Annotated in this window: 18 protein-coding genes and 1 pseudogene; 9 read left to right on the top strand and 10 right to left on the bottom strand. The window is 41.9% G+C overall.

Annotated elements, in window-relative coordinates:
- Positions 1–981 (bottom strand): annotated as a pseudogene (locus V7K61_RS01580) (hypothetical protein); the annotation flags it as partial.
- Between the two features lie 589 nt (positions 982–1570).
- Here V7K61_RS01580 and V7K61_RS01575 point away from each other — a divergent pair.
- Both V7K61_RS01575 and V7K61_RS01570 read left to right on the top strand, forming a co-directional pair.
- Complete coding sequence (locus V7K61_RS01575) at positions 1571–1768, top strand: hypothetical protein (RefSeq protein ID WP_335050335.1); 198 nt, start codon at positions 1571–1573, stop codon at positions 1766–1768.
- An 82-nt stretch (positions 1769–1850) separates the two neighbouring features.
- A complete protein-coding gene (locus V7K61_RS01570) occupies positions 1851–2327 on the top strand; it encodes a Tic20 family protein (protein ID WP_335050333.1) in 477 nt (158 codons plus the stop codon).
- A 3-nt stretch (positions 2328–2330) separates the two neighbouring features.
- On the opposite strand, the gene V7K61_RS01565 is transcribed toward V7K61_RS01570, so the two are convergent.
- Positions 2331–3104 carry a fumarylacetoacetate hydrolase family protein gene (locus V7K61_RS01565; RefSeq protein ID WP_335050331.1) on the bottom strand — a complete coding sequence of 258 codons (774 nt, stop codon included), beginning with the start codon at positions 3102–3104 and terminating at the stop codon, positions 2331–2333.
- 380 nt (positions 3105–3484) lie between these two features.
- On the opposite strand from V7K61_RS01565, the gene rpsF reads away from it, so the two are divergent.
- Both rpsF and V7K61_RS01555 read left to right on the top strand, forming a co-directional pair.
- Positions 3485–3847 (top strand): 30S ribosomal protein S6, encoded by a 363-nt coding sequence (gene rpsF / locus V7K61_RS01560; RefSeq protein ID WP_335050329.1) that lies wholly within the window; start codon positions 3485–3487, stop codon positions 3845–3847.
- Positions 3848–4085: 238 nt separating this feature from the next.
- Positions 4086–4646 carry an Npun_F5560 family protein gene (locus V7K61_RS01555; protein ID WP_334928755.1) on the top strand — a complete coding sequence of 187 codons (561 nt, stop codon included), beginning with the start codon at positions 4086–4088 and terminating at the stop codon, positions 4644–4646.
- A 480-nt stretch (positions 4647–5126) separates the two neighbouring features.
- Here the strand turns inward: V7K61_RS01555 and V7K61_RS01550 are convergent, their stop codons facing one another.
- A complete protein-coding gene (locus V7K61_RS01550) occupies positions 5127–5480 on the bottom strand; it encodes an STAS domain-containing protein (protein ID WP_094348023.1) in 354 nt (117 codons plus the stop codon).
- A gap of 486 nt (positions 5481–5966) precedes the next feature.
- Here V7K61_RS01550 and V7K61_RS01545 point away from each other — a divergent pair, with 486 nt between their 5' ends.
- Positions 5967–6596 (top strand): DedA family protein, encoded by a 630-nt coding sequence (locus V7K61_RS01545; protein ID WP_335050327.1) that lies wholly within the window; start codon positions 5967–5969, stop codon positions 6594–6596.
- A 129-nt stretch (positions 6597–6725) separates the two neighbouring features.
- Here the strand turns inward: V7K61_RS01545 and V7K61_RS01540 are convergent, their stop codons facing one another.
- Complete coding sequence (locus V7K61_RS01540) at positions 6726–7928, bottom strand: argininosuccinate synthase (protein ID WP_335050325.1); 1203 nt, start codon at positions 7926–7928, stop codon at positions 6726–6728.
- A 650-nt stretch (positions 7929–8578) separates the two neighbouring features.
- Complete coding sequence (locus V7K61_RS01535; protein WP_335050323.1) at positions 8579–9340, bottom strand: Npun_F0296 family exosortase-dependent surface protein; 762 nt, start codon at positions 9338–9340, stop codon at positions 8579–8581.
- 494 nt (positions 9341–9834) lie between these two features.
- Between V7K61_RS01535 and V7K61_RS01530 the strand changes: the two genes are divergently transcribed.
- The 4 genes from V7K61_RS01530 (at position 9835) to V7K61_RS01515 (ending at position 14957) form a co-directional block, all read left to right on the top strand.
- A complete protein-coding gene (locus tag V7K61_RS01530; protein ID WP_335050321.1) occupies positions 9835–11121 on the top strand; it encodes an anhydro-N-acetylmuramic acid kinase in 1287 nt (428 codons plus the stop codon).
- 127 nt (positions 11122–11248) lie between these two features.
- On the top strand, positions 11249–11695 hold the full coding sequence (locus V7K61_RS01525) for a hypothetical protein (RefSeq protein ID WP_094348018.1): 447 nt from the start codon (positions 11249–11251) through the stop codon (positions 11693–11695).
- Positions 11696–11922: 227 nt separating this feature from the next.
- Positions 11923–12936: a glycosyltransferase family 2 protein gene (locus V7K61_RS01520; RefSeq protein ID WP_335050319.1), complete on the top strand. Its 1014-nt coding sequence runs from the start codon at positions 11923–11925 to the stop codon at positions 12934–12936.
- 467 nt (positions 12937–13403) lie between these two features.
- Positions 13404–14957, top strand: a complete 1554-nt coding sequence (locus V7K61_RS01515; RefSeq protein WP_335050316.1) for a serine/threonine-protein kinase — start codon at positions 13404–13406, stop codon at positions 14955–14957.
- A 463-nt stretch (positions 14958–15420) separates the two neighbouring features.
- Here V7K61_RS01515 and V7K61_RS01510 read toward each other — a convergent pair whose 3' ends face one another.
- From V7K61_RS01510 to abc-f, 5 genes are all read right to left on the bottom strand, one after another.
- Entirely contained in the window at positions 15421–15618 is a 198-nt protein-coding gene (locus V7K61_RS01510) for an NblA/ycf18 family protein (RefSeq protein ID WP_094348015.1), read from the bottom strand.
- 834 nt (positions 15619–16452) lie between these two features.
- Positions 16453–17190, bottom strand: coding sequence for a Stp1/IreP family PP2C-type Ser/Thr phosphatase (locus tag V7K61_RS01505; protein ID WP_099101680.1), 738 nt, complete (start codon positions 17188–17190; stop codon positions 16453–16455).
- 16 nt (positions 17191–17206) lie between these two features.
- The gene (locus tag V7K61_RS01500; protein WP_335050313.1) at positions 17207–18892 is read right to left on the bottom strand and encodes an ABC1 kinase family protein; all 1686 of its coding nucleotides are present in this window, start codon (positions 18890–18892) and stop codon (positions 17207–17209) included.
- Positions 18893–19042: 150 nt separating this feature from the next.
- Positions 19043–19369 carry a DUF6825 family protein gene (locus tag V7K61_RS01495; RefSeq protein WP_335050311.1) on the bottom strand — a complete coding sequence of 109 codons (327 nt, stop codon included), beginning with the start codon at positions 19367–19369 and terminating at the stop codon, positions 19043–19045.
- A 96-nt stretch (positions 19370–19465) separates the two neighbouring features.
- Positions 19466–21079: a ribosomal protection-like ABC-F family protein gene (gene abc-f / locus V7K61_RS01490; protein ID WP_335050309.1), complete on the bottom strand. Its 1614-nt coding sequence runs from the start codon at positions 21077–21079 to the stop codon at positions 19466–19468.
- Between the last annotated feature and the right edge of the window lie 508 nt (positions 21080–21587).

Genomic DNA, 21587 nt, shown 5'->3' with positions numbered 1-21587 from the left:
TTCAGAAACTGCGATCGCTCGATCTAGCTCAATTGCAGTTTCTGCTGGGGCATTAGATTCCAAGTTCTCTTCATCTGGCGCAACAGTGAGGTTGCTATCTGTAGTAATTGCCAATCCTTCAGAAACTGCGATCGCTCGATCTAGCTCAATGACATTTTCTGGTGGGGCATTAGATTCCAAGTTCCCTTCATCTGGTGCAACAGTGGTAGCAAGGTTGCCATTTGTAGTAATTGCCAGTTCTTCAGAAACTGCGATCGCTCGATCTAGCTCAATTGCAGTTTCTGCTGGGACACTAGATTCCAAGTTCTCTTCATCTGGTGCAACAGTGGTAGCAAGGTTGCCATTTGTAGTAATTGCCAGTCCTTCAGAAACTGCGATCGCTCGATCTAGCTCAATTGCAGTTTCTGCTGGAGCATTAGATTCCAAGTTCTCTTCATCTGGTGGAACAGTAGTAGCAAGGTTGCCATTTGTAGTAATTGCTAGTTCTTCAGAAACTGCGATCGCTTTCTCAAACGTAAATAACGTAATTGCAGTTTCTGCTGGGGCATTAGATTCCAAGTTTTCAGAAACAGTATCTAGGCGATCGTCGGGTGAACTTGAGCCTAAATTTTTCCTCGGTTCTCTCTCTGCTAACGGCGAGAAGACTTGTACTTGCACGCTGTATTGCCAAGATTTACCGAGCAGATCCGACATCAAATCGCCGGAACACCGCAACTCCCAAACTCCCGGTTGGAAGTACGTAAAAGGAATTACCGCCATTATGCCTTCTGAATTAGTGCGACGCGATCGCTTGAAAATTCGCCGCGTTGGTTGAACTTCCTCAGTTGAAGAGTGAGTTACCCGCACTTCCACGTCTGTATTAAGAAGGTTAGAACGAGCCAAAACTCTATACTGTCCTTCCAAGATTTCCAAATTTGGCGATTCTAGGATATGCCACGAGCGAGCGCCTTGTTTCTGTATCAGAAATTGCCAGTGTTCCATTGTAAGTGATGCCCAGACCGACGAGCCGCTGAGTAATATTGTGTATTAACTTGCTTGCAAGTTTACCTCAGTATTTTAGAAATGCCTCACTTAAATGGCTATCAAGTTAACTCAGTTTTACTGACTTGACTTCCCACACTTTAACTACTCACCTCAAGGGAATTTCAATAAGTTGCCGTCTTGCTTATGTGTAAAGCTTTTGTTGTTTTCTGAATATTAAGTTTGACACATCCTAGTGCTAAATTAACAGGGATGCAATGGATACCGTTAGTTGTCTTTGCTCAACTTAGTGCAAAAAACTTTGTATTATTTTTTACTAAGATTTCCACTTTGCAATAGACACAACGTACAATAAATTTAAATTCACTTGAGAATTGTTATTGAATTGTAATTGCCCACATTTTTGCTACAAAGAGGTAGGATGTGGCTCTTAAGTGTCCTCTGCGATCGCCCAAGTTAGGCGCAAATCACAACACTTAACCACGCAAAACGTATCCAACCTACCTGAAACTGCTTTTTAAAGGGCGACAAAGCGTGTTTACCCTGAGTGCAATGTGGGTTGACAATGAAGATTTACAGGAGGGATTCGATGCTAGTCATTTTAATGGACGAGCAAATCCTTGCCCCTGAGCAAGTTTGCCAGTCTTGTTTACTCGCTGACGGGAGTGGCCAACCCCGTTGGCATGGGGGTCAACTGCGCTGTGGTCAAGCGATTCGCAAACTTACTCAACAGCAGCCAGACCAATATGAATGCATGATGGGCTTTCGCATCGCCCATATAGAATAGTTGAATTTCTCAGCAAGACCTAGCAACTGCGTTATCCTAAGCTCAAGTAACTATTAAAAATTTAACCACAGGAGAACGCATAATGTCTTGGCGCGGGTCTACAACGGTTTCAGATCGGATTTTTGCTTCCTTGCCTTATTTGCTACCGATGGTTGAGGTAGTAGCTTTCGGCTTTTTTTTGTTAGACCAGTTTCCTCCCCTAGCAGTCGTTTTTGCACCGATTCTGATTTTATGGTCATTTTACAGAAGTGTGCGTTATGCAGGAATGATTATTTTCTTTGCTTTATTTTTGCTGGTAGTGAGAAACGAAAAAATTAGTCACTTTATTCGTTTTAACACTATGCAAGCAATCCTTTTGGACATTATTATCTTTTTGTTTAACATTTTGATGGATGTTGTGGGACTAGTTCCATCCGGTGGTTTTGCCATCCAAACTCTATCCACAACCATTTTTATCGGCATAGTGGGAGCAGTCGCATATTCAGTCATCCAGTCTGTGAGCGGACGTTATGCAGAAATTCCAGCGATTTCCGATGCAGTGTATATGCAAGTGCGTTAGAAGTTAACGTGTTGCTACGGTATTTTCCAGGCGACCGATACCTTCAATTTCGACGCGGACGCGATCGCCTGGATGCAAAGCACTTACACCCTCCGGCGTACCTGTAAGCACCAAATCACCAGGGAGTAGCGTCATCACCTGACTGATATAGGAAACTAAAACATCGGGGGAAAACACCATCCGATCGATACAGGTAGATTGGACTGGATTAGCGTCGTCATTTACAAAAGTCTGCAATCTCGCTCCTGGATTTAATTCCCGGACAATCCAAGGCCCCAAGGGACAGAAAGTATCAAAACCTTTGGCTCGCGTCCATTGACCATCCTGTTTTTGTAAATCCCGTGCTGTTACGTCATTGGCGATGGTGTAGCCCCAAATTTTGGTTTGGGCTACCTCTGGCGTACATTCAAAGGCATAATCGCCAATCACTAAAGCTAACTCTCCTTCATAGTCAACTCTATGTGACTGGGGAGGATACTTAATTTCCCTCTCAGATGGAATGATCGACGTAGGTGGCTTAAGAAAGATTAGTGGTTCAGAAGGTACTGGAGTTCCCATTTCGGCTGCATGATCTGCATAATTCTTACCCACCGCCACAATTTTTGAGGGAGCGCAGGGAGCCAGAATTTGGTAATTTTCTGGTGTCAAAGTTAAATCAGTGGGTTGTCCATGTAACCAGGGTGGAGCATCTAGCACCTGCACATTCAGGGATAGCTGTAGTAACCCATAGTAAATCAGTCCTTCTGGATTTTGAATTCGCACGTAGCGCTGCGCCATAACCTTGATGAATATCCTTTTTTCTGCGATTAGAAGCTGTGAGCAGGTAGCAATCGTCAGTTAGCTGTTTAGCCAACCGATTGAGTCTTGAGCAAAAAAGCGATCGCTATAAGATGTCCTTAAAGAAAGATACCCCTTAGCGAAGCTGATAGCTCAATCGATCTTGTGAAAGAAATATCCGGGTTGCCTCCCAACCTAGTTTTCATTAGGGACATCCAAAAAATCCAAACTTCGGCGATTTGGCTAATGATTCAAATTGAAAACTGGTAAGATTATAGTTCCTTGTTGCTTCAGATGTTGATTAATACTGGAATTTTGAATAAAAGTCAGGTATAAAATAATATCGGCAGCCACTTTTGTCCATGAGGAAACTGAAAAATATGACTACAAATTACGAAACAATGTACATCCTCCGTCCTGACCTCGGAGAGGAACAGGTAGAGCAAGCAGTTACGAAATATCAGAATTTGCTTCGCGATCAAGGCGCCGAGGAGATGCAAATTCAAAATCGTGGTAAGCGCCGTCTGGCTTACGAAATCAAAAAACACCGGGATGGCATTTACATCCAATTAAACTACAGCGCGCCTGCAACTGCGATCGCCCCCTTTGAACGTGCCATGCGTTTGAGTGAAGAAGTGATTCGCTATTTGACAGTTAAGCAGGACATTGAAGAAGAAAAACCCCCTAAAGAGGAAAAAGAAAAGCCCACTAAAGTAGCTGCACCTACACCTGCAACAGTTTAGGGTTTAGGAGATGGGGAGATGAGGGAGATGAGGGAGAAATAATTAATCCCCATTACCCCTTATCCCCAGAGAGGGCCCCATCATCCCCAATTCCCAATCCCCATTCAATAAAATTTTGTCTTTTTCTTTTTTCGTGACTTGTTTGGGAATGCTAAATTAACAAATACTTGCCAAAGGTAGTACTCCCGCAGTTATACCTAAGAGTGGACAAGATTCTGAATGGGAGCTTTAAGCTACTGTGAGCCAATCTGATACACCTAATATTCAAGTTCTCTCGACGGAAGTATCGCAGCTACGCCAGGAGTTGCAACTTCGCGATCAATTAGTACAACAACTATCTCAAGAACTCTTCCGGCTGGTAAAGGGTAACACTAGTTTTATGCCTCAGCAGCCGGAATTTGAGCGCGATCTGAGCCAGTTACACGCTTTACAAGAACAACTCCAAGCTGTGGAACAGCAGGTGGCGTTCTACCAAGAGCAAATTACAACTCGTGACTCCGAAATTTATCAATTGCGACAGTCAGTTCAAGAACTTACCGATCGCACTCGGATGTTGGAGCAAGTAGTACAAGAGTTGCCTCAAATTTACCGTCGGAAGTTTGAAGAGCGGATGACGCCAGTGAGAGAAAAGGTAGCAACGCTACAACGGGAAAATCGCCAACTGCAAGCAGAACTGCAAAGTGTGAGTTACCGTTTAGCACTCAAAACTCGCAATGCTAGTCACAGCGGTATTGATTTACCAAATTTTCCCCGCCCAGCATCCGAACAAACTAATATTTCGACTCCCCAGAATGCCTAAAATTAGCATTATGGTGGAATCGTAAGAGGTAAGAAATTGGTGCATCAAAGCATCTTGGAGGCGTCCAAGTAGTAGATCGAGGCAAAAATAACTATAGAGTTAGAAATAACGTCAAAGCTCATATTCTAACCTTGCTTACCTCCTGCTTCCTTTCACTAGTTACGCAGTATATAAAACAATTAGCTTAGAGTAATTTGAAAAACCCTGTCTTTAAAAGGCTGGGGAGTATCACAAACAGTTGCATTTGCTTTGACCAATTTTAGTCATTTCTGAAATTTACTGCTTTAGGTAGATGGCTTCCAATAAGCAGATTCATCTGTAATTTATACTGCCTAGCTCAAAGCCATGAGTTTACCTCAACATTCTTCTCTAGACAAGAAAGAAGATCAGCCTGCTAGCACCAGACTGTTATTTTAAGATAATGTGAAAAAATGCAAATATTGCTTGACTCCGCCATCCTTCTATAGATAGATTTATTAGTTAGTCTGCTAGCACCAGACTGTTATCTTTGACGGTGGTAAAAATATCTTGGTAAGTGTGAAAAATTTCAAACACTGTGTCGAGTTGGGTAAGTTCCAAAATCAACCGTACAGGAGCTTGTACGTTGCATAGAACCAAGCGGCAACCACTCTGACGTGCAGCTTTTAAGCCTTTTACTAAAGGAACTAACCCAGAGCTGTCCATGAAGTTAACTTCTGCTAGGTCGATAACCCAGAGTTGATAAGCTTGAGGGACTACTCCAGCCATCTGTTCGCTCAAAGCCTTGCCGCCTTCCAAATCTATGCTTCCTTGGGGTTTAAACAAAATCACTTGAAGTTCTTGTGTGAAAGCCATGAATTTAACAGGGTAATTGGAACACTTGACAAAAAATTGAAAAAGACATCAATACCTCTTCTCTTTCAACGGTGAAATGACTCTTTTACCCAAATATTTGGGCAATTGCAGTCCTACAGCCGAGAGAGATTATTTCAGTATTCATGTCGTATAATTTGTGATAACTTTCATCAATATAGGCATAAGCGCCTAACAATTTCGGTATCAACCGTATCTTTTACAAGATTTTCACAATTTAAACGGATGTTTATAAATTTTCTATAAAATTTTTAATCTTTTTTTAATAAATTATAAACATGTGGTAATACTTCCAAAAGTTGTATAGTTAATAGTAAAAAGTTAACATTTACCATAGACTAAAGCCTATAGATTATTCAGTATTAAACTAATGACTTAATGACTCTATGTATTAGTTTGATTGACACCCCACCCAAAAACAAGCAAAGATATAGTAAAAGTAAAAATTTGTAAAGACGGCGGTGCGGAATGTCTTTAGAGCTGATTTCACTAGAAAATATCCAGGAAGTTGCTCATAATTACGGGTATTGGGCAATTTTTTTCGGAATTTTGCTAGAAAATTTAGGCATTCCCCTTCCTGGTGAAACCGTGACCTTAGTAGGCGGGTTTTTAGCTGGCAGCGATGAACTAAATTTCTGGCTGGTTCTCGGTGACGCAATCATGGGTGCTGTCATTGGTGGCACTTGTGGCTATTGGATTGGTAGAGTTAGCGGTTGGGCTTTTCTGGTAAAAGTTGGCAGCATATTTCGGATTTCTGAAGTGCGGCTGCTGAGTATTAAAGATCAATTTAGTCAAAATGCTGCTAAAGGGGTGTTTTTTGGACGTTTTTTGGCATTGTTACGAGTTTTTGCTGCACCACTAGCTGGTATAGCTGAAATGCCCTTTGGAAAATTCTTTTTATACAACTTCTTAGGAGCAGTTGCTTGGGCTAGCTTGATGGTGACATTAGCTTTTTTTGCAGGTAAAGTAGTCTCTTTAGAACAATTGGTTGCTTGGGTGGGTCAATTTGCGATCGCAGCGTTACTAATCCTCGCTGCTTTAATTATTGTGCCCCTGTGGTTGGAGTCTCGCCAGGTTAAAGGTGCAGCAGAAGAGTAAGTCAAGCATAAACTAAGTGAGGAGTGAGGAGTGAGGAGTAAAGTAAAAAGTGAATTTTTTTAACTTTTACTTTTGTATTTTGCTTTTTTAACTCCTAACTCCTAACTCCTAACTCTTAACTTCTAACTCTCAACCCCTAACCTGCTGTGACCAAATGCGAGTCGGTAGTCCCCAAACGTATATAAAGCCTTCAGCAGCTTTGTGGTCAAATTTGTCTTCAGCTCCGTAGGTTGCCAAATCGGGAGTGTAGAGGGAATTATCACTCGAACGCCCAACTATCGTAGAGTTGCCCTTGAACAACTTCACTCGTACAGTTCCAGAAACTCGCTCTTGTGTCTTTTGAATAAAGGCATCGAGTGCAACTTTGAGTGGACTGTACCACAAACCGTTGTAAACTATTTGGCTGTAAGTTTCTTCAATCCCACGCTTGTAATGGGTGACATCTGCCGTTAAAGTCAAGCTTTCTAAATCCCTATGTGCCTGAATTAGCACCAACATCGCAGGTGATTCGTAGATTTCCCGCGATTTGATCCCCACCAGACGGTTTTCAATCATATCGATCCGTCCGATACCGTGATTTCCTACCACCTGATTGAGTTCTTCAATTAGCTCAACAGGCTTTTTGGGTATGCCGTTGAGGGTTGTAGGGATACCACCGTGGAAACCAATTTCGATGTACTCTGGCTCGTTGGGAGTATCAGCGATCGCTTTGGTCATCTCATAAATTTCTTCTGGTGGCTCAAATGAGGGATCTTCGAGTAAACCAGCTTCAATGCTACGACCGAGCAAATTCTTATCAATACTATAAGGAGAAGATTTTTTGACTGGTGAGGGGATACCAAACTTCTCACCATAAGCGATCGTTTCTTCACGACTCATTCCCCATTCTCTGGCTGGTGCGAGGATCTTCAGGTTGGGGTTTAAGGCGGTGACAGAGACATCAAAGCGAACCTGATCGTTGCCTTTACCGGTGCAACCGTGAGCGATCGCATCAGCACCATATTTTTCGGCTGTTTCTACTAATACCTTGGCAATCAGTGGACGAGCCAGGGCGGTTCCTAGAGGATAACGATTCTCATAAAGGGCGTTGGCTTGAATCGCTCCAAAGGCGTAATCTTTAACGAAGCTGTCTTTGACATCCGCCACTAGGGATTCACTTGCACCCGATTTCAGAGCTTTTTCTCTGATTGGCTCTAATTCATCTCCCTGACCTAAATCTGCTGCTAGGGTAATCACCTCTTCCACACCCCACTCCTGTTTCAGGTAGGGGATGCAAACTGAGGTATCCACTCCGCCAGAATATGCCAGGACAACCTTTTTGGCGCGACCCATTAATTTCTCCAGTTAGGACAACAAAGAATGAGTCATTATTATATCTAAACTAATCCATGTATATTTTATTCATGCAACAACCTGTAGGAAGATTTAGGAGTTAAGAGTCAGAATTACAGTTTACTCTTAATCCAGTTCGGTTAAGCTCTAAGCAGTATTGAGTATACCTCTTGCAAAAATGTAAAATTTGCCCACCCTGTGGGATCTTGCTACATCCCCCAACCGCTTTTCCCAAAATTGAGATCGGTGGAGCTAATTTCAAGGTTCCTCTCCCAACCTTGGGAGAGGAATTTAGGGTGAAAGCTCATTGATTCATGCAAAAAGTCTAGTTAAAAAAATTTTTCTAAAGCTTGCTACGCGTAGCATTGACTGTAGAAGAAGGTACGATTATAAATTAATACAGTTCAGAGAAGACCAAAACTCTCATGTAGAGATGCGATTTATCGCGTCTTGAAAGACCAATTATTTACATACACCAATAGCCCTTAGCTGAACCGTATTGGATTATCAATAGCAAAAGGATTAGGGCGAGTTTACCTAAGTAAGCTCACCCTGATTTGTATTTAATATTAACTAAGTTTTTAAATGCTTGTACAGACTAAGGGTAGAGTGTAGAGAAAATCTTACTTAGCTAAGTAAGATTGATATATTTAATGAGATTGCCTTACACTTTGCAACTTCTCGTTCTTACGCTTGCGTAGAAACATACCACCTACAGCCAGCATACCTAATGTAATACTAGGCTCAGGAACAGACTTGGGGTCAAAACCAGTAAATTTGTCAGTTCCTAGATGGAAAGAATGGTTGTCGCTTTCAAATCCACCACCACCTGCTTGGGTAATGACAATCTTGTTGAAAATATCGTTGCTACTATCTGAGTAGAAGTGAAGGTAGCCATTTCCTTCACCGCCATGCTGTAATGCACGAATTGGAGCAACTGGGTTCACATCCTCAGTTGTAAATGATTTGATTAGATTATCGCCATTGTAGAAGGAAAAAACGTTACTAGAACTAATAGCTCCCCAGTCAATACCGAAATAATTGAGGGAACTTGCAAGGTTAATTGTGACATTATCGCCGTTGAAAACTGCCAAATACTTCCCATTATTGACTTCACCATTTGCCCCAGCAGGTGCCCATACATCTGACCTCACACTGCTGCTTCCACTGTTATTCTCAAATGAGTATTTAGCAAAACCAGTGGTTGGTGCTTGACCATCATTGAAGTTAACAGTTGTCGTACCAGGAAGTTGAGTAAACTCAGAAAAAGCACCTTGGTCAGTTTCTCCATTAGGGCCTGCAATGCCAGTGGTTATTTGGAAGGATATAGCCTGGGCAGAACCTGCATAGATAAATGAGGAGATTGCAGATAGAGATAGAGCAGCGATACAAGCAATTTTGGTAAGAGACATAATTTTGAAATTCTGTATTTTTAATTGTTGAAAAGTTCGTTGTGCGACTTGGATTCATTATGTAGTGTCTTCTAGAAGAAACAATAGGATGAAACTACTGGATTTGGATTTATTGAAAATTCCTAATTTTAGCCAATAATTTGCCCTGTTTTTGAACATAAATGAGTAGTTTCACTTGCCGGAAAAGTGGATAGGATATCTGTTCTTTATCTGAAGGTAAAAAAGTTGTGAAGTTAGCTAGTATATATCAAGGATTTGTATCTTCGGATGTTGTCCTGATTAAGGATCAATCAAGATAATAAACAAAACTATTTGAAATTCTTTGTTTGCTGATAAATAGAAATAGATTCGTGGTCATTGCTATTGGTTTTGAGATTCTTCCTTCGCTCTATTTACTTTTTATTCTGTAGTCAACTATGCAACCTGAGTGTTTTGACATAGCTATTAACATGAATTAAACTAAACTCTTGCAATCAACAAAAGAATCTCGATCGATGCATCCAACTGAAAAAGCTGTTGTCCCTACTCGCGTTATTGGTTTAATTAGTGGCACATCCGTAGATGGCATAGACGCTGCGTTGGTAGAGATTTCCGGCACAGAATTGGATCTAAAAGTTGAGTTGCTAGCCGGGGCAACATATCCTTATCCAGCCGAACTTAGAGAAAGAATATTAGCAGTTGGTGCAGGCGTTGCCATCTCAATGGCAGAATTAGCGGAAATAGATGATGCGATCGCTCAAGTCTTTGCCCAAGCCGCCCAAAATATTCAAATTGGTCATCAGCCAGCCACTCTCATTGGTTCCCACGGTCAAACGGTTTATCATCGACCACCCAAAGAGGGAGCAGGGGGAGCAGCACTTCGGCTACGCTCAGTGACCGAGGAGCAGGGGAGCAGGGGGAGAGAAATGATCGCTACCCACGGGCTAAACCCTAGCTATCCGTTAACAGCACCGGGCAGTCCCTTGGGTTACAGTCTTCAACTAGGGCGAGGTGCATTAATTGCCCATCTTACGAACATTGCGACTGTGAGCAACTTCCGCGTTGCTGATATCGCTATTGGTGGTCATGGTGCGCCTCTTGTGCCCAGAGTAGATGCCTATTTGCTCAGTCATCCTGAAGAAGGGCGTTGTATTCAAAATATTGGTGGTATTGGCAATGTTGCTTATATTCCGCCTCGGTATGGAGACTGGCTCTCAAAAATTCTTGCTTGGGATACTGGCCCAGGAAATAGTCTGTTGGATCTAGCGGTGGAGCATTTAAGCGGTGGTGCTAAAACTTATGATGAAGATGGCAATTGGGCAGCGAGTGGTACTCCAAGCCATCCATTAGTAGAACAATGGCTCAACCAAGACTACTTTCATCTACCGCCACCCAAATCCACTGGACGCGAGTTATTTGGTGTGACTTACCTGCATCATTGTTTAAAAGATGCTCAAGCATACCAACTCAATCCTGCTGATGTACTGGCAACTCTCACAGAACTTACAGCTGCTTCAATTTTTCATAGTTACCGCACTTTTTTGCCAGAAATGCCACAACGAGTACTATTATGTGGTGGTGGTAGTCGCAATCTCTATTTGAAACAAAGGTTACAGTTGTTGTTGGGATCAATACCAGTCTCGACGACAGATGAAGTCGGCTTGAGTGCAGATTTTAAAGAAGCGATCGCCTTCGCGGTTTTAGCCTACTGGCGACATTTGGGTATTCCTGGCAACCTACCTACTGCCACAGGTGCACCTCAAGAAGTACTTTTGGGAGAAATTCACCAATGTCAATCCTGAATGCTGAGTCAGGAAAAATAAACAAGATAAAAAATTTCTTCATTCTTTACTCGCAACTCAGCACTCGTAACTTAGCACTGCTATAACTATAGTCTTGGCGGCACTCGAGCAAGACAGGGAATAAAAGGTGGCTCATACTTTTTTATTGGAACCAGGACGCTGGGCAATGGAAGGAAATTGGCTAGAACGTAATGGTATGCCAATCAGCGTCAAGGGTATGACCTTGGTCGCTTGGAATCGAGATAACTGGTTTACTATGGCCACAAAACTTATTTTCCCAGGTAGCGATCGCTCTGAAATCTCTCTGCAATATAAGGGGCGGTTGCATGATGGAGAGCGTCAGTATACTTTTTTACTACAACATAATATTTTGGGACAAGTTGAAGGGGAAGGCTGGATTGGTCTGGATACTATCGTACAGCGTTACTGGGTACTAGGCGATCGTCAGCGTCGTAGTGGCTTTGAAACCCTACACCGGATTTCGCAAGATACATATTACCTCAGTAGTGGTATTTTGGCTGGTCATTTTTTAACTAATACAATGGAAGCTAGCCTAGAACGTCAGTCAGCTTAAAGGCAGCGCTGCCTTTAAGCTGACTGACGTTCTTCTAAGCCAAAAACTGCCGTTCAAAAAACTCTGGCAACGCATTGGTTTGCCAACGCCTAATATCTCCTGCCCAACTTTAACCACTCATCGTTTATTCTCACTGACCTACTGAGTTGTATAGTAATAAAGAAATGATCAAATTATAGTGAGGATTTTAGTATTTTACCTAACCATGTAGTCAGGAGTTCAGTTTCGTGAATCCTAAAGTCTCCGTTATTATCCCTGCTTACAATACTGAAACTTATATTGGGAAGGCAATAGAGTCAGCCCTAGAGCAAACACTGACTGACATTGAAGTTATCGTGGTCGATGATGGCTCAAGTGATAAAACTGTAGAAGTCGCTAAAGGTTTCACCGATCAACGTCTCAAAGTAATAGTTAATCAGCAAAATCTTGGAGCGGCGGCGGCACGTAATCGCGCCTTCAGAGCAGCCCAAGGAGAATGGATTGCTGTACTTGATTCAGATGATTGGTATGCTCCCGAAAGATTGGAAAAGCTGGTGTCTCTGGCAAATAAAACAAATGCAGACATGATTGCTGATGATGTTTATTTGATCAAAGACGGTACAACATCTCCTTGGAGTACATTGATTCAAGAAAGTGGAGAACGTATAGATAAAATTCTCCAAATTGATATCGTTTATTTTGTAGAAACTGATGTCTTCGGGGAACCAGGATTGCATCTTGGTCTAAGCAAGCCTCTATTCAAACGAGAATTCCTGGTTAAACACGGCATTGAGTACGATGATGAAATTAGGATGGGTCAAGATTTTTGGCTTGATATGAAATGTTTAATTAAAGGAGCTAGGTTTTTTATTGAACCAAAACCCTATTATTTCTACCGTTCACGCCCCGGTTCTCTTGTATATCAAAGCCAATTACCACGTCTCAATCAATCTTGCAAAGCTGCTACCTATTTCATGCAACAAGACATTGTGAAAAAAAATCCTGCTCTAATGCGTGCTCTATCTTATAATCTCTCAGTCTATAAGAAAAATCTAGCTTATCTTCAAGTTGTAGAACCTATAAAACAAGGAAAATGGTTAACAGCATTCACAGAAATTAGGAAAAATCCGGGTTTCTTTTATGATTTTATGTCCCGACTCAATAGTATTATCGAACGTCGAATTCAATACTATGTGATGAATAATAAATCAAGTTTTGATATATATCCTAATCAACACAAAAAACGAAAAACTACCACTTAGGATATTATAGTTTTATCAATAAATAATGCATCCTTACATTGTAAGAATTAGCTGGAAGGTTAAAAAGATTGTTAGGTAATCAGAAAATGTTTTAAAAGTATTGGGCGAATATAATTCGCTATTACACAAACAAAGCCTATAGCGTTTCTCAATCTAGTGAGGTACGTTTTTAAAGCTACTTGTTTTGATATAAAAGGTTCGTGTGTACTTCAGTAGCCTGGGAAACGCTATACCTCCGTGGACTAATGCGAATTTAAAGGTTTGTTAACCTACAAAGGCAGGTAAGGTTTCGTGTAGCCAAACTAGTGCCGTCTTCTCCCAACAGAAAGCAACGTCTCGTAGAGAAGAGGAGATGCTAAGAGTGATAGCGCATTAGTCAAAATTGGGCAAACTAAAACTACACCACAATTTTTGAATGCACTTGTCCTCCCAAACATTTACAACCTGCTTTTGGAGTCGAATTTTCTATGTCAGACCCCAACATTGGTCGCTTACTCAGCAAACGCTACCAACTCCAAGAGTTAATCGGTACTGGAGCAATGGGTCGGGTTTATCGTGCTAAAGATACATTGTTGGGAGGTGTACCTGTTGCGGTTAAGTTTCTGGCTCTATCAATCCAAAATGAAAAGATGCGATTGCAAGACCGCTTTGAGCGAGAAGCCAAAACCTGTGCTTTACTAGGGCAAAAAAGTATCCATATTGTCCGAGTTATGGACTATGGCGTAGATGACAATAACACCCCGTTCTACGTCATGGAATACTTACAAGGACAAAGCCTGAACAATATTATTCGCAAGCAACGATTACCTTTACCAAGATTCCTCAGTATGGCGCGTCAACTCAGCCTGGGGTTACAGTGCGCCCATGATGGCATCCCGGTTGATGGCACTATTTGTCCAATTATCCATCGCGATGTTAAGCCAAGCAATATGCTGGTGATTCAAGATCCCAGTTTTGGAGAATTGGTCAAAGTTCTAGATTTTGGTATTGCTAAATTATTACAGTCAGATGGCGACCATACAAAATTCTATTTGGGGACATTGGCTTATTCTTCTCCCGAACAGATGGAGGGCAAGGAATTAGACAACCGTGCTGATATTTATAGTTTGGGCGTCATGATGTTTGAGATGCTCACAGGCAAAATGCCACTGGTGGCACCAACTCACTCTTTTGGTGCGTGGTATAAAACACATCACTATCAAAAACCACGTTCTTTTGCTGACGCTGCGCCTGGATTAGAACTACCAAAAGAAATTGAAAATTTGGTGATGAGTTGTCTAGCTAAAAAAGCAGGCGATCGCCCCCAAAGTATTACTGAAATCCTCAGAGTTTTAGCATCTTTAGAAAAGCCTGAGCATACGCGCAAAATTCAGCAAGCCAGCCATTCCCTCGTTCCTACTACTACAGCTAGCAGTGAGCTTGAACAAAAGACCAAAGCCGATTTGCGGGTATCCTGGTCAAACGATGAAATCGCTCGTGCCATTTCCTGGCCCAAAAATAAACCAATTGCCGATATTGTGTTTCCCCAGCCCATTCATACCAATGGGGAGGTTTTACCAGCTTTGTGGGTGATGCTACCGCAAGAGGAAATTCAAAAACGCTTACTCTGTACACGCTATAACCAATTTTTGTTCATCTCTATTCCCCATCCCATGCTGCTATGGATTACTGTCATCTACAATCGCAAGCATGGCGCTAAATGGTTGCCTTATTACCTCGATCTCAAAACCAGCCTTGGTCAAGAAATTGCTCGGTTACTACAGCACACAGGTTACTACCGCCTCTTATTCTTTGCACGAGAAGCACCAAATAGCTGTACCCACATCTTACTTTCCAGCGTCGCTTCTGCCCAGCGGCAACGACTGCAAGAGTGGGTCGCAATGAGCAATACGTTGATGTCCTCTGCCGACCCGCAAATTAGTAAAAGTTTACTCAAAAACGAGTACGAAAAGATTAAGCCTCAAATTATAACAAAACTGGAAAGTATTGATACAGATTCTCCATACGATCTTTCCAGCTAGGCATAATTTCTTTATGTTATGTTACGTGTTTTATAGGTGGTCGCTCCAAGAATGTAACGTTTTATAAACAAAAGATATATAAAGATGTAACTTCTAGTTATATGTATAAAGAGTGAAATCACTAGCTGTTAAAGCGGTGGTATCCAAATTATCTCTAAATCTTCCTGTGCAAATATTCCAGTGGATTGTCAATTTATGCAGGTGTGATTTCCCCGCTAGACTAAACAACAAGAAGTTTGGCTAAAGCAAACAACAAATTTAGCCTGCAATGCTAAAGTTAGTCTAGACTCCAGCAGATATGCCGTAGACAATGTTTACTCATTCTTAGTTAATTTCGTGAATTGAACTTTTGCGCCATCTTGTGGAATTACTTATCGAAGTTGACGCCCCGACATCCCCAGCTCTTTTCCTCCTTGGAACCAAGCAAGAGAAGGAGGTCGCCCACTGCGACATTAGAACGACTCTATGCCATAGTGGAACCGGAATCTAAGCCCCACTGATGCTTCAGAAGTTCTTGATAAGTTGCCTCGCGCACGACCATTTGCTCATAGAGCTTTACTAAAAAGTCTTTAGCTTGCTCGTGGCTCATATTTTGCACCTGAGTGGAAAATGAGCAGATGCTGAATTGCTGTTCCAAGGATAGTTTCATTGGTTGATTCATAATTTACTCCGAAAAAACAAACGCGTAAAGGTGATATCGCTCACAGAAGATCAAATGGGATAATATTTGGACTTATATCTGTCCAACATTTGTTCCTCCGTATTAAGAAAGATAACAATTGTTTGACAGATTGCCCACATCCAAAGTGTGGACTTTTTCTGCTCTGATATCTTGCACCTAATCCTACTGATATACCACCCAAGTCATCTGAACCATATTCCGGAAAATAAGCTCTATTTGGTCTTAGATAGGTATAACTACCTCCCTCATTCCTTCCTGCTTTGCACGAATCTCCTTTAAAGAAAATATTTGGTGCTATGCAAAACCCGTCTTAGTCTTTGTGTTTAAAAAGCCTAAGATATTGTCTCCCCAAGGGTGGAAGAAGTTTCGGAGGACGGAAATTTTAAGGAGGTTGGGGAATTAATGGTAATAAGCGTGAATTATAGTCGCTCTACCTTATTACGTGCAAGATGTCAATTTACCAATTTATACAAATTTAGCCTCTTTAGGTGATTTTAGAGGCTAAAAATATTTGTATCAAATTGTAAAAAGGAAAAATGCTCACGCTGAACAAATTACTGAGTATATTTACCAGATTTGTCCTTTGTCCTTTGTCATTTGTCATTTGTTTAAAGTTACTAAGCATCGACTAATGATTAACCCTCTTTTATCACTTTGGGAGAAGCCAATCACTGAAAGCCTTTCAGAGCTTTAATTTTCAGGTTTGAGCTATAAATTTCATTTACTGTTATACAATAAAGGCTCAAAGCTTGACTCAATAAAAGTTTCAGAATCTTGCTTCGATTATTGTTTTCCGAGAGTGACAAAACAGGGTTAATGACTATTTTCTTCAAGCGAGACGATGACAACTGTGATGTTATCGTGCCCTCCATGCTCTTTGGCAGCCTCAACAAGAGAGATGGCGGCTTTATCAAGCCAAGGACTATCTTGGAGGCAATTAGCAATCTTCTGCTCGACAAGTTCTTCTGTAAGACCATCACTACATAAAAGCAAGCGATCGCCAACTTTTACATCTAGTGGTTGCACATCAATTTGATGCAAGTCTTCGCGCCCCAAACAGCGCGATAATACATGGCGAAAAGGATGTAATCGTGCTTCATCTAAGGTGATGTCACCAATTTTGATTGCTCGTGCTACCCAAGTGTGGTCTTCCGTTACCTGTTCTAAGTGCGACTCTCGGAAACGATACAGCCGTGAATCGCCAACATGAGCGCACCAAGGCGACTCTGGAGAGCGAAAAATCACTGCTACAACTGTTGTCCCCATATCGGCGCGTTCGGGATGATTTTGTTGATCCTGCAAAATTGCTTCATTGGCACCCCACAAAGCTTGCTCTAGCAACTCTTGAGATGACTTGGAAGTTTCCCAATTTGCTACCAAATACGCCTGAATTTCTCCAGTGGCAATCCGACTTGCCTCTTCACCTCCAGCATGACCACCCATGCCATCGGCGACGACAAAAAACCGCCCTTCTGGGTCTATATAGTAAGCATCCTGATTATTAGAACGAATAAGTCCCGGATCGCTAAAACCCGTGAAATTAAGTTTCATAATTTTTTTGCAACAATTAATACATACGATCGTAACGGTCGAGGCGTAAAAGTAATCGGATCATCATCGCTGAAAGCGCCGCTGCAATTAAACCAGGCAGCAGTGCCAACCATACATAATCCTTAACCACTAAAATAGTAGCTGAAAGCGTGAAACCGCTGATTAACAGAGCATAGCTTATTGAGAGCTGAATACTACTCTGTCTCCGCAGCAAGCGTTCGGTTTCTATAGACCGAACGCGCAAGCGCATATCTCCCTGCTCTAGCTTCTCCAGTGTATCCTCTAATCTACGTGGTAGACCAAAGGCGGTACTACTTACCTGAGCTGCTTGGCGACTTAATTCGTTAAGAAAGCTATTCCCCTCAGAACCATTCATATCGGTCATAAGTTGCATTGCATACGGTTTGGCAACTTCCATAAAGTTAAACTCTGGATCTAAGCCTTTGCCTACCCCTTCTAGGGTAGAAAAGGCTCGCATCACAAAAGTGAAAGTTGCTGGAAATCTAAATGGCTGATTATAAGCTATTTCGTAAAGGTCGTCACTGATTGCCGCGACTGATTGGTTTTCAAAGGGCTTATCCATGAAATTGTCCAGCATATACTGGACGGAACGCCGCACTGGCCCCATATCATCAGTTGGGGCGATCGCACCTAAATCGATCAGAGATTGCACAACGCGATCGCCATCTTTTTGAGCAATACCAAACAGTGTTTGCATCAATCCTTCGCGGACGTTGGCTTTAATCCGCCCCATCATCCCGAAATCGTAGAATATTAAAGCACCACTCGCACTAACGGCAATATTGCCTGGGTGAGGATCGGCGTGGAAAAAGCCACTATTGAGTAATTGTAGTAAGTAGGCTTGAGCGCCTTGACGAGCGATCGCTTTTCGATCTAAACCCGCTGCTTCTAAAGCTTCGTATTGGCTAATTTTAATTCCAGGAAGATATTCTAAAGTCAGCACTCTGGAAGTAGCGTAACGCCAGTATATTCTGGGGACGTTCACCCAATCGTAGCCGCGAAAGTTCCGGCGAAAAGTATCGGCGTTACGACCTTCGTTAAGATAATCAATTTCTTCCCAAAGAATGCGACAACATTCTTCGTAAATACCCAACCAATCTCGTCCCCGTCCCCATTTGGGATGGTTTTGAAAGTAGCGGGTAATTCCTTTGAGAATCTGTAAATCTATTTCAAATAACTTCTTGAGTCCAGGACGTTGCACCTTGACAACAACTGATTCTCCACTATGTAGTATAGCTTTGTGTACTTGCCCCAAGCTAGCAGCAGCTAAGGGAATAGGTTCAAAATTATGGAAGAGTTCAGGAATTTTCTTGCCTAGTTCTTTCTCAACGATCGCTTCTACTTGCTCATAGCTAAATGCCGGTACTTTGTCTTGTAACTTGGCTAGTTCTTCTACATATTCACCAGGGAATATATCAGCACGGGTAGAAAACAGTTGCCCAACTTTGATAAAGGTTGGCCCTAAATCTAGTAGGGTATTGCGAATCCAGACCGCTTGGGTTTTGCGTCTTGCGGCTTGCTTTACATCAGTCACACCACCTGGATAACTCCAAGATTTGTTGTATAGCCAAAGTTTGAACAATAAGGTCAAGACAAAAGACCAAATGTCCACAAAACGCCGTTTGCTAGAGTATTTTTCCCGATTCCAACGGTATGCCTTCTCTGAATAACCTTGTTCCATATACTTTGTTTACCGTTGGTTTGCGACCGAATCACTTGGAAGAAAAGACACTCTGATTCCTAAACTGTTCTTTCTTAAGTGTCATTTGTCCTTTGTCATTTGTCCTTTGCCATTCGTGCATAGTTTTTGACCAATGACTAATGACTAAAATTATGCAGAAGTTCGGCGATAATGTTGCAATTCTGTTCGTAACAGGGCAATTTCTGCTCTTAATTCGTCAATATCTGCTTGCAAGTCACCGGAATCAGAACTGGCTTGCCCAGTACTTGCAGTAGCTTGACCAACATTAGCTGATTCTGCTGCCCGATTTGCCCGCTCTAGGACTTCTTCTGTAAACTGGCGCAGCTGCTCTCTAGCTTCTGCATCAAATTTGCCCAGATCGCTCAAAGCATCGGTCAAGGCGACCTCTAAACGCTCATTAACTACTTCTGCTACCGCTCTGCCTACGAAAAAGGCTTGCACAAGGGGATTACTCATAAATTTTTGTTACGTTGCACCGCAAGAGAATTATAACTTGCCTGTATGCTTTGCGGCTTCTATTGTTGAGCTAGAAATTTACATGAGGCGATCGCTTTATTGATCGCATTCCAGCAACTCTCGATAATATTGCTCTGGTGTACTAGGTAAATAAGTCGTCCTTTGCAAAGTTTGTTCGCTCAATTTGAAACCTTGGGTAATATTAATCCGGCTGAGGAAATCGATATCGTGGGAAATTACCCAAATAGCTCCTTGGTAATCATTGATACCTCTTACCATTTGTTCAACGGTTTCAATATCCAGGTTATTAGTTGGTTCATCGAGAATCAGTAGATCGATTTCTGAGATACTGATCATAGCGATCGCTAATCTTGCCAATTCACCCCCACTCAGCACAGAGGCGCTTTTCTGCACGTCATCATATTTAAAGAGAAAGTGTCCCAACTGTTGACGCAAAAGCTGATAGCTGAGATTCGGATTGGCAGCTTGCATATTTTCCAGAATTGTGCGTTGGCGATTGACCAATTCGTAGGTTTGATCGAGATATACAGCTTTCATCGCTGGTGCGAGTAAAACCTCACCTGATTCTAAAACCGCTGTTTGGTTTTCCATCCCCAAAATTGCCTTTACCAGACTCGACTTACCAGAACCGTTTGCGCCGATAATGGCTATGCGATCGCCAGATGATATATGCAGTTGAATATTTTGAATCAATAGACGCTCTGATATCCTAAGATTCGCACCCTGGATATTAATTAGATTTCGGTGTTTTTGATTTTTTTCTTCTAGCTGAATACTCGTGACTTTGGTAGTTTTGACCTTTGTCTCTGCAACCTTTTGATTAGCCTTTACTACTGCTGCTTCATGTTTCTTCTTCGCAGTTCCGGTAGAAGCCTCAGCTTTGGTTTTAATCAGTCCTGCTGCCATTCTATCAATACTACCATTGAGAAACTTGGCGCGACCGTTGCGACTAGATTGGGCTGCGCGTTGCTGTTCTTGCATAGCTGTGGCTTGGGTACGCTTGAGTTCCTTTCTGGCGGCTTCGTGCGATCGCAATGCTACCTCTAACTCGATTTCTTTCTGTTCTCGATAGTGTGAGAAATTACCGCCATATATTTTCACGCCAGCAGGTGTAAGTTCCCAGGTTACATCTGTCACCTGGTCTAGGAAAAAAGGCTTATGCGAGACAATTACAAAAGCACCTGCAAAATCTTGAAGAAACTGCTTTAAGCTTTCTAACGCTGGCAAATCCATGTGATTTGTTGGCTCATCAAGTAATAGCAAGTTTGGTTTTTGAGCTAAACCGATTGCCAGAAATAGTTTAGTAAGTTCTCCACCACTCAAGTTAGTAATTGGTAGTGACAGGTCAATATTTGTGTGGAATTGTGTTTGTAAAGTCTCCTCAATATTCCACCATTCATCAGAGATAGAAATCAAAAAATTAAGCTCTGTCTCTGCTGTAATTTCTTGTCTGATAGTGCTGATTTGTGGCAAATAATAGACCATACCATGACGCAAAACTGAGCCTGTATTGGGGCTGAGTTGACTTGCAAGTATCTTGAGTAGGGTTGATTTTCCTACCCCGTTGCGACCAACCAAAGCGATGCGATCGCCCGCGTCGATATTCACATGAACCCCTTGAAATAAAGTTCTGTCTAAGCTGAGATTATAGGCTAAATTCTCAGCTACCAATATTGATTTTTTCGGCATTATTTTCAAACCTCAATTCGCAAAATTCCACCCGCGTATTTACAAAAGCTGCGGGTAGATTAGACACAAAAAAACTAGCCGCAGAGAATCGTCAAGCGGTTCTATGTAGATAGGAGTGATGACAATATTTTTAGTACATGACTATGTGAAGTAACCCTGTCAAACTAGTTGCGTTTATTCTTCGTTGACATTTGTTGCTTTCATGCAACAGGTGTTTGGTACTACTTCATTTCTGCTATCTCATTGGAGTTGTGATGAGGTTTGATATTGACTACAGTGTAGCACGAAGGAATTTCGGAAAGCGAGGAGGCGATCGCTTTTTCTATTTCCACACTCCCCAGCCCTACTAGAAAGACTTACAGCAGTTTTATTATTGGTGAAAATATAGAAGAACTTATAATAGTTGCTTTGGCATCAGAAGACGATGAATATCAAGACAGAATAGTTTATTTACCCTTACCCTAAAAATAGGCGATTACCTACGGTACGCTACACGATCGCTAACTAC

Origin of the sequence: Nostoc sp. (genome assembly GCF_036918015.1) — a bacterium.
Lineage (GTDB): Bacteria > Cyanobacteriota > Cyanobacteriia > Cyanobacteriales > Nostocaceae > Nostoc.
Note: the sequence above shows the minus strand (reverse complement) of the source record. Positions and strands in the feature narration are given on the sequence as shown.